Below are 6,886 nucleotides of genomic sequence, written 5' to 3'. Positions count from 1 at the left end.
GAGCCGCCGGCGTCAGCAGGGGCGCCGTGTACCACCACTTCCCATCGCGAGACGACGTGATCGCGGCCGTGTACGAAAGTGAAGCCGCTGCCGCGATCGCTCGTGCAGCGGACCGCATGCCGGAGGGTGCAACCGGTTACGAGCGACTGATCGCCGGGTGCCTCGCCTGGCTGGATGAGGTGAGTCGGCCTGGGGCGAGGCTGATTCTCATCGAAGACGGACCCGCCGTTCTGGGATGGCGACGCTGTCGACCAGACGCGAGTCCGCGCAGAAATCGAAGCCGCGCTCCGCGCCCTACTCTCAAACCCCTCTTCTCCGTCGAGGACATGACCGGGCAGCCCTGCCGAACAGCGCACAGCGCACAGCGCTCACCGTCAACCCTGCCGCTACTGGCGGGTAGTTCCGCTGGCGATCTTCTACTAGAGTCCGGGTAAGCGTTCGCTCAGCCGCTGCCGTGGGTCTGCCCGTGGCAGCGGCTGGGAGAAGGGAGCATGGCCGTGCCGGTCATCGATGCGTGGATGCAGCATCCGACGTTGCGTCACTCCAACCACGAGATGTTCGCCTCGTTGCGGCGGTGGACCGGGCGGGAGCTCCTTGAGCATCCCCTGCCGGTGGAGGTGACGGTTGCCGCGCTGAAGGCAGCCGACGTGGAAGCCGGGCTGTCTGCGGCTTGGTACGGACCTCAGGGCCCACTGATCACCAACGACGAAGTCGCGGGGTTCGTCGCCCAGTCCGGCGGAATGCTGCGCGGGGTGGCCGGTGTGGACCTGACCCGGCCGGTCCACGCCGTGCGGGAGCTGCGCCGGGCTGTGGAGGAACTCGGGTTCGTGGGCCTGCGGATCGTGCCCTGGCTGTGGCAGCTCCCGCCCACCGACCGGCTCTACTACCCGCTGTACGCCGCCTGCGTCGACCTCGGCATCCCCTTCTGCACCCAGGTCGGCCACACCGGCCCGCTGCGCCCGTCGGAGACAGGCCGGCCCATCCCCTACATCGACCAGGTCGCTCTGGACTTCCCCGAGCTGACCATCGTCTGCGGGCACATCGGATACCCGTGGACGACGGAGATGATCGCCGTGGCGGAGAAGCACGCCAACGTATACATCGACACCAGCGCCTACACCGTTCGCCGCTACCCTGCAGAACTCGTCGACTATCTGCGCGGCCGGGGGCGGCGCAAGGTCCTCTTCGGCACGAACTATCCGATGATCACTCCGGCCCAGGCGCTGGAGCACCTGGAGCACCTGGAGCTCGACGAGGAGACGCACGATCTCTTCCTGGCCGGTAACGCCCGCCGCGTCTTCACCCTGTAGTCATCCTCGGTCCGGCTTCCGCTGTGGCCGGGCGCAAGTGATCCGGTCGACTCTCCGCAGACCTGGGTCCACCGGGCCGAGGCCCGAGCGACGGCGGAGGCCGCGGGCGGGCTGGACGAGTCCGAACGCGAGGAACTGCGCAGGCTGTGCGAGGAGGATGAGCAGCTGTGCCCCCTGCCGGGTCAACAACCGCCTCACCGCAAAGGAAACGGTCTCAGGACGGGTCGCGTTGGGCTAGCAGCGTTCGGCGGGGGCCGAGTGCGGTGGTTCACGCCGACGAAGTGCGTGACCGCGTCTCGCACCCTTGTGGCCATCCGTCCGCGGCGGAACATCACCCGGGCGAGCTGGCGCGAGTTGTTCTGAGCGGTCTCCACGCGGGGGCGCTGCGTGCGCTCGTAGGCTCTCAGTGCGCTCGGTATCGAGGCTGCCTCGCTGGTGCCCAGTCTCCTCGCCAGACAAGCGGCCGATTCCATCGCCATCGCCGCGCCGACGCCGGCCGTGGGTAGGAACCCCGCCGCGGCATCGCCGAGCAGGGCCACCGTTCTGTGGTCCAGGTCGAGGCACGGACATCGGACATGTCCCAGTAGTACGCGCCGGGAGTATCGGCGACAGCCCGCAACGCACGTTCGCAGCGAGTATCCACATGGCGGAGGGCGCGTTGGACTCGTTCGGCGAAGGCGGCCGGGCCCTCGGCGGTGGCGTCGTGAGGTCCGCCGACGAACACGCCCGTGCGGCCGAGCACGGGATAGACACCGATGAACGAGCCGGCGCCCCATGTCTCCTCGTAGAGGTCGGATGCGTCGTCGGTGTCGGTCCAGGCCACCCAGCCGCCCCAGCCGGTGTCGTAGGTGGTGACCCGGTCGGGATCGAGCACCAGTGAGCGAGTGGTCGAGCGGAGGCCGTCGGCCGCGATCACGGCGTCGAGGTGCCGTCCCACTCGGCGTGCACGGCACTGATCCGCCCGGCGAGCGCGGCGTCCGCCCGCTCGCGCGCGGCGCGGGCCTGGCGGCCGGCCCGCCATTCGTAGAAGCTGGAGCGGGCGACCTCCAGCACGTGACACAACCGCTTCACGCCCCAGGCGTGGTGGTGGTCCTCAATGAACTTGAAGCGGTTCACCAGTTCATCTCGGTGGCGAAAAACTCTGTCGCCTTGCGGAGGATGTCCCGTTCGGTGGTCAGTTTCTGGTTCTCCTTGCGCACGGTCTTCAGCTCCGCGCGCAGGGCCGCTATCTCGGCCTCCAGTTCCTGCTTCGTGGCCTCGCTCACCGGGAATTCCTTCGTGTTGATGCTCGTCGTGCCGCGCTCACCACGGCGGGCCCGCTCGGCCCGCACCCAGTTGCGCAGCGTCTCCCAGCTGATGCCCAAGTCCTTGCCGATGCCCTCGAAGGTGTGGCTCGGGTCCGACAGGTACAGCGCGACAGCATCCGCCTTGAAATCGGGCGAGCAGACCTTCATCACCATAAGAGATCCCTCCTCCCCGGCCCCTACCAGGGCCGGGCTCAGAGGTGTCCACCACCCGGGGACAGGTCCCAACAGGTGCCTGACCCCGTGCGGGCGGGCGTAGGTCGCCCGCCTGCGGGGCCGGGGTTCCCGGTCCGGGTCCCTGCGCCGACCGCTGCGCTCGGTCCATTGCCGCCCGGGGTGGGGCTGGAGGTTGAGCGGGCCGAACTCGGCCAGGCATAAGACGACTTGGGGTTCACCGTCCTCGGGTATGACCTCGCCGTCGGCGATCGCGTAGGGGTGTTCGACACGGGCCTTCTTGGCGGCGTAGTCGGGGTCGCGGGAGGTCTTCCAGGGCTTTATGCGTTGAAAGGAGACGCCCTCCTCGCGGAGCAGAATCCGCAGGCCCTCGTGGCTGATGTCGTCGACCACCCCCTCGGCGACCAGCAAGTCGGCCAGCTTGGCCAGGCTCCAGGTCGAAAACGGCATCGGGGTCAGGACCGCCGCAGTCCTTCTGACCACCGTCGACGACGGCAACTCGTTCCCGACCGCCGCCCACCTGGCCCCTTACGCCGGTCTTGCACCGGCCACCAAGCAGTCCGAGACCTCGATCCACGGCGAACACGCTCCGCGACGCGGGAACCGACAGCTCAAACGAGCGATGTTCCTCTCCGCGTTCGCCGCCCTCCACGACCCCGCCTCCCGCACCTACTGCGACCGCTGCCGGGCCAGAGGCAAAACCCACACCCAGGCCCTGCTCCGACTCGTCCGCCACCGCGTCAGCGTCCTGTTCGCCATGCTCCGCGACGGCACCTTCTACGAACCCAGAAGCCCTCAGACCGGCAGAACCCGAACGGCTCTGGCGCTCACGGGAGATCACCGAACTCCTCGTCGACGTCACCCTCGTTGCCACCTACCGACAACTCGCACGCTGGACCGAGAAAGGAATGATCAAGAGGGTCCGCACGGGACGCTACGCGGCAATCACACAGGAAACGGCACCCCTTGCGTGACCTGCGAAAACGCCAACTACCCGGCCTTGGGGAAGGCTCACTCGCCGCCTAGCCCGTTCACTCCGTCAACCCGAGGCAGCTCCGACCACCCACACGGCGGTCGCCGCTTCGCCCATCTCAGCCAACGCTCGCCGGAAGGTCCGTGTTGGCTCCTGAGATGACGACAGTCGCACCGTCCGGGAAGTGTTCGGAGTGGACAAGCACCGCAGCGAGAGCGGTGGCTCCGCCGGGTTCGGCCACGATACGTAGCCGCTGCCAGAGGAGGGTGCGGGCGGCAGCGATTGCCTCGTCTGGTACGGAGAGGGTTTTCATACCGAGCGAGAGGCCGACAGCCGTGGCGATACGACCCGCCCGGCGGGCACCCAGGCTGTCCACGGCGATCCCGCCGACTTCGACGTCCACGGGTTCTCCTTCCTCCAGCGCCGCCGTGAGCGAGGGTGCGGAGGATGGTTCGACTGCAATCACGCGGTTACGCCCCGCCAGTGCGAGGGCGGTCCCTGCGTATAGGCCTCCTCCACCGCACCCGACCAGGACAGGCCGGCCCTCGGGCACCTGGTCCGCGAGCTCCAGACCGAGCGTGCCTTGCCCCGCCACGGTCAGCGGGTCGTCAAAGGCGTCGACGTGGAAAGCACCCACTCGTCGGGCATGGTCTTGGCTGGCCACGAGTGCATCGGCGTAGAAGCCGTCGACTCGGCGCAGGCGCGCCCCGAGCGATTCGATGATCGCGGTCTTGGCCGTGGGCGCAAAGTCGGGCACAAACACAGTCGCTCGCAAGCCGGCTTCGCGCGCCGCCCAGGCGACGGCGGCCCCGTGATTGCCCCCCGAGGCGCAGCAGACGCCGGCGGCTGGTACACCCCGGTCCGTGGTGCGCAGGAGGGCGAGTACGTTGGACGCGCCGCGGACCTTGAAGGAGCCGGTGTGCTGGAGGAATTCCATTTTCAACGTGACGGGGACGGGGATGTCCAGTTCCCCTGCCGTCACCTGCAGTACGGGTGTGCGGCGGGTTACGGTGCGAATCCGTCTGGATGCATCCGCGATGTCGCTTGCAGAGGGGATGTTGACGGGTTGTGCATTCATGGGAGGTGTCCAAATGGGCCGGAAGGCCTCGGAGAGAGGATGGAGGTGCCGGTCGTGTGTCGATACTGATGCTCGAGGGGTGATGCCGTCAGAGACAGTCCGGTGCCAGCGGGGCATCCGTCGATGTGTCGCCGGTCAGCACGGCACGACGGTTTGTCGTGTCCACGTGGAGGCGGAAGATGTCGGGGCGCGCATAGTGGCCGACTGCATCGAAGTCATAGCGAGCCCATGGGATCCGCGTCATGTCGAGATCTGCGGTCAGGAGGACTTCCTCATCCAGGACAGGCCCGGCGAGTACCTCGCCCAGCGGGCCGATGATGCTGCTGCCGCCTCGGGAGATGAGGTGTTCTGGGTCGTCGCCGTACGGCGTGGGGTGGTCCGGGGGGAAGTCCTTCGTGCGCAGGCACTGATTCGCCGCCAGCACGAAGCATCGGCCTTCCATGGCGATATGACGCATGGTCGCATGGTGGCTTTCCCTGCTGTCCGCCGTCGGCGCGCAGTACAGTTCAATACCCTGGGCATACATGGCCAGCCGCGTCGCCGGCATCAGGTTTTCCCAACAGATCACGGCCCCGAGCCGGCCGAGCTTCGTGCGGTGCACCTCAAGGGTCGAGCCGTCGCCGAACCCCCAGATCATGCGCTCGGCGCCGGTGGGCATGAGCTTGCGTCGCTTCCCGATGAGGGCGCCCGTGTCGGAGAAGAACAGGACCGTGCAGTAGAGCGTGCCGTAGTCGCGTTCGACGACGCCGACAACCAGGTGCGTCCGGGCATCGGCCGCCAGCCCGCCCAGCCGATCCGTGACAGGGCCGGGCACCTCCACAGCGCCATTCCAGTACCGGGCGAACTCCTCTCGTCCGGCAGTGGTGCGCTCACCCACCACTCCCCCGAACGCAGACCCCTTGGGGTACCCGCCGATGAACGCCTCAGGGAACACCACGAGATCCAGGTTCCGCTCGGCCGCCTCGGACAACCACCGCTCCACAACACGCAACGTGGCCACCGGATCGAACGAAACCGGCGCGGCCTGCACCACCCCGGCCCGAACAACTCTCGCCTGGCCAGAATCTGTGTCCGGGCTGCTGTAAGTACTGTCGTCACCGGTCATGCCCGCCAGCGTGCCAACGGCTACGCGGGCAGGGAAGCCACCGACCCATTCAGTGGGACACGCAGGGCGCGAGCCGGCCGGGGCCGCAACGAGACGAGCAGCCCGGTTCATGGCGGTTCAGGCTGAGACGGCCCCGCAAGCCGCGAAAGCGCCCGAGCGGCTGCACGGACCTGGTCTGCCAAGGGGGACAGTGACCGCGACGCTGGGACGGACACCGACAGCGCCCCGGCGATGGCCCCGCCGCGGGCAACGACGGGCGCTGCGGCACAGCACAGCCCAGCACTCACCTGTTCGTGGTCGAAAGCCACGGCGGAGCGGGCGAATCCGTCGAGGGCTGCACGAGCGCGTTTCACGATTTCTTGATCGGTCACGGCTCCCAGTACGCGCTTGCGCTGTTCCCAAGGAAGACCCGCGAGGAGGACCCTTCCGACCGCGCTGCCGGCCGGTGGCTGAAGGCGTCCGACCTGTGAAGGCGCAATGTCCCCGTCACGCCCCACGAGCTTGGCCACATAGCAAACGGCGTCGTCCACCAGGACCGCGAGGTGAACGGTCGCTCCCGTCCGTCGGTGCAGCTCGGCCAGGACGGGCTGCCCGACCGCGGCCAGCTGGGCCCCCGACCAGCGCGACCCGAGGCGAAACAGGCCCGATCCGAGACTGAATCCCTCACCGACCCGGGCCACGGCGCCATGCGACTCCAGCTGTGCCAGCAACCGGGACACCGTCTGCTTCGGTATCCCCGTCGCGCGCGCGATCTCCGCGCAGCGGACAGGAGGATCGAGGGCCTCCAGAGCACCAAGAATCGCAAAGGCACCATCGAGGACCCCGCGCCGCCCTGAGCGTCCACTCATCAATGCGTCCTCTTCCCTGTGCGTCTCCGGCGGGCAGCTTGCCTCCCCGCTCTGAACCCGGACCCCGGTCCCGGGGCAAGTCCCCGGCCCAAGA

General features: G+C 68.2%; 8 protein-coding genes and 2 pseudogenes. 3 read left to right on the top strand and 7 right to left on the bottom strand.

All coding sequences use genetic code 11. From position 1 onward, the window contains the following. Both MXD57_RS32125 and MXD57_RS30895 read left to right on the top strand, forming a co-directional pair. A partial coding sequence (locus MXD57_RS32125) for a TetR/AcrR family transcriptional regulator (RefSeq protein WP_374114768.1) occupies window positions 1–434 on the top strand: 434 nt, incomplete at its 5' end. Window positions 435–491: 57 nt separating this feature from the next. Continuing rightward, a complete protein-coding gene (locus MXD57_RS30895) occupies window positions 492–1,310 on the top strand; it encodes an amidohydrolase family protein (protein WP_250405526.1) in 819 nt (272 codons plus the stop codon). Between the two features lie 403 nt (window positions 1,311–1,713). Here MXD57_RS30895 and MXD57_RS30890 read toward each other — a convergent pair whose 3' ends face one another. The 4 genes and pseudogenes from MXD57_RS30890 to MXD57_RS31935 form a co-directional block, all read right to left on the bottom strand. Further along, window positions 1,714–2,226, bottom strand: a complete 513-nt coding sequence (locus MXD57_RS30890) for a hypothetical protein (RefSeq protein WP_250405525.1) — start codon at window positions 2,224–2,226, stop codon at window positions 1,714–1,716. Next, window positions 2,223–2,426 carry a hypothetical protein gene (locus tag MXD57_RS30885; RefSeq protein ID WP_250405523.1) on the bottom strand — a complete coding sequence of 68 codons (204 nt, stop codon included), beginning with the start codon at window positions 2,424–2,426 and terminating at the stop codon, window positions 2,223–2,225. Before MXD57_RS30885 ends, MXD57_RS30890 begins: the two co-directional genes overlap by 4 nt. Further along, on the bottom strand, window positions 2,423–2,770 hold the full coding sequence (locus tag MXD57_RS31940) for a transposase (protein ID WP_374114769.1): 348 nt from the start codon (window positions 2,768–2,770) through the stop codon (window positions 2,423–2,425). The genes MXD57_RS30885 and MXD57_RS31940 overlap by 4 nt, the downstream gene beginning before the upstream one ends. Window positions 2,771–2,842: 72 nt before the next feature. Next, window positions 2,843–3,238: pseudogene (locus tag MXD57_RS31935) on the bottom strand (IS630 family transposase); the annotation flags it as partial. On the opposite strand from MXD57_RS31935, the pseudogene MXD57_RS30875 reads away from it, so the two are divergent. After that, window positions 3,234–3,587 (top strand): annotated as a pseudogene (locus MXD57_RS30875) (transposase); the annotation flags it as partial. The pseudogenes MXD57_RS31935 and MXD57_RS30875 sit on opposite strands and share 5 nt — an antisense overlap. Window positions 3,588–3,879: 292 nt before the next feature. Here the strand turns inward: MXD57_RS30875 and MXD57_RS30870 are convergent. The 3 genes from MXD57_RS30870 to MXD57_RS32120 form a co-directional block, all read right to left on the bottom strand. Next, window positions 3,880–4,839, bottom strand: a complete 960-nt coding sequence (locus tag MXD57_RS30870) for a serine/threonine dehydratase (protein WP_250405519.1) — start codon at window positions 4,837–4,839, stop codon at window positions 3,880–3,882. A gap of 88 nt (window positions 4,840–4,927) precedes the next feature. Continuing rightward, entirely contained in the window at window positions 4,928–5,944 is a 1,017-nt protein-coding gene (locus MXD57_RS30865) for a carbon-nitrogen hydrolase family protein (RefSeq protein ID WP_250405517.1), read from the bottom strand. Between the two features lie 107 nt (window positions 5,945–6,051). Beyond that, window positions 6,052–6,792 (bottom strand): IclR family transcriptional regulator, encoded by a 741-nt coding sequence (locus MXD57_RS32120; protein WP_374114767.1) that lies wholly within the window; start codon window positions 6,790–6,792, stop codon window positions 6,052–6,054. Window positions 6,793–6,886: the final 94 nt, after the last annotated feature.

Source organism: Streptomyces cellostaticus (assembly GCF_023630175.1).
Taxonomy (GTDB): Bacteria; Actinomycetota; Actinomycetes; order Streptomycetales; family Streptomycetaceae; genus Streptomyces; species Streptomyces cellostaticus_A.
The sequence above is the reverse complement of the archived record's forward strand: the minus strand, read 5'-3'. Positions and strand labels throughout refer to the sequence as shown.

Bases quoted from the DNA above. Each gene is read 5' to 3' on its own strand.
- MXD57_RS30865 (WP_250405517.1), bottom strand. From the start codon at position 5,944: ATGACCGGTGACGACAGTACTTACAGCAGCCCGGACACAGATTCTGGC.
- MXD57_RS31940 (WP_374114769.1), bottom strand. From the start codon at position 2,770: ATGGTGATGAAGGTCTGCTCGCCCGATTTCAAGGCGGATGCTGTCGCG.
- MXD57_RS32120 (WP_374114767.1), bottom strand. From the start codon at position 6,792: ATGAGTGGACGCTCAGGGCGGCGCGGGGTCCTCGATGGTGCCTTTGCG.
- MXD57_RS30870 (WP_250405519.1), bottom strand. From the start codon at position 4,839: ATGAATGCACAACCCGTCAACATCCCCTCTGCAAGCGACATCGCGGAT.
- MXD57_RS30895 (WP_250405526.1), top strand. From the start codon at position 492: ATGGCCGTGCCGGTCATCGATGCGTGGATGCAGCATCCGACGTTGCGT.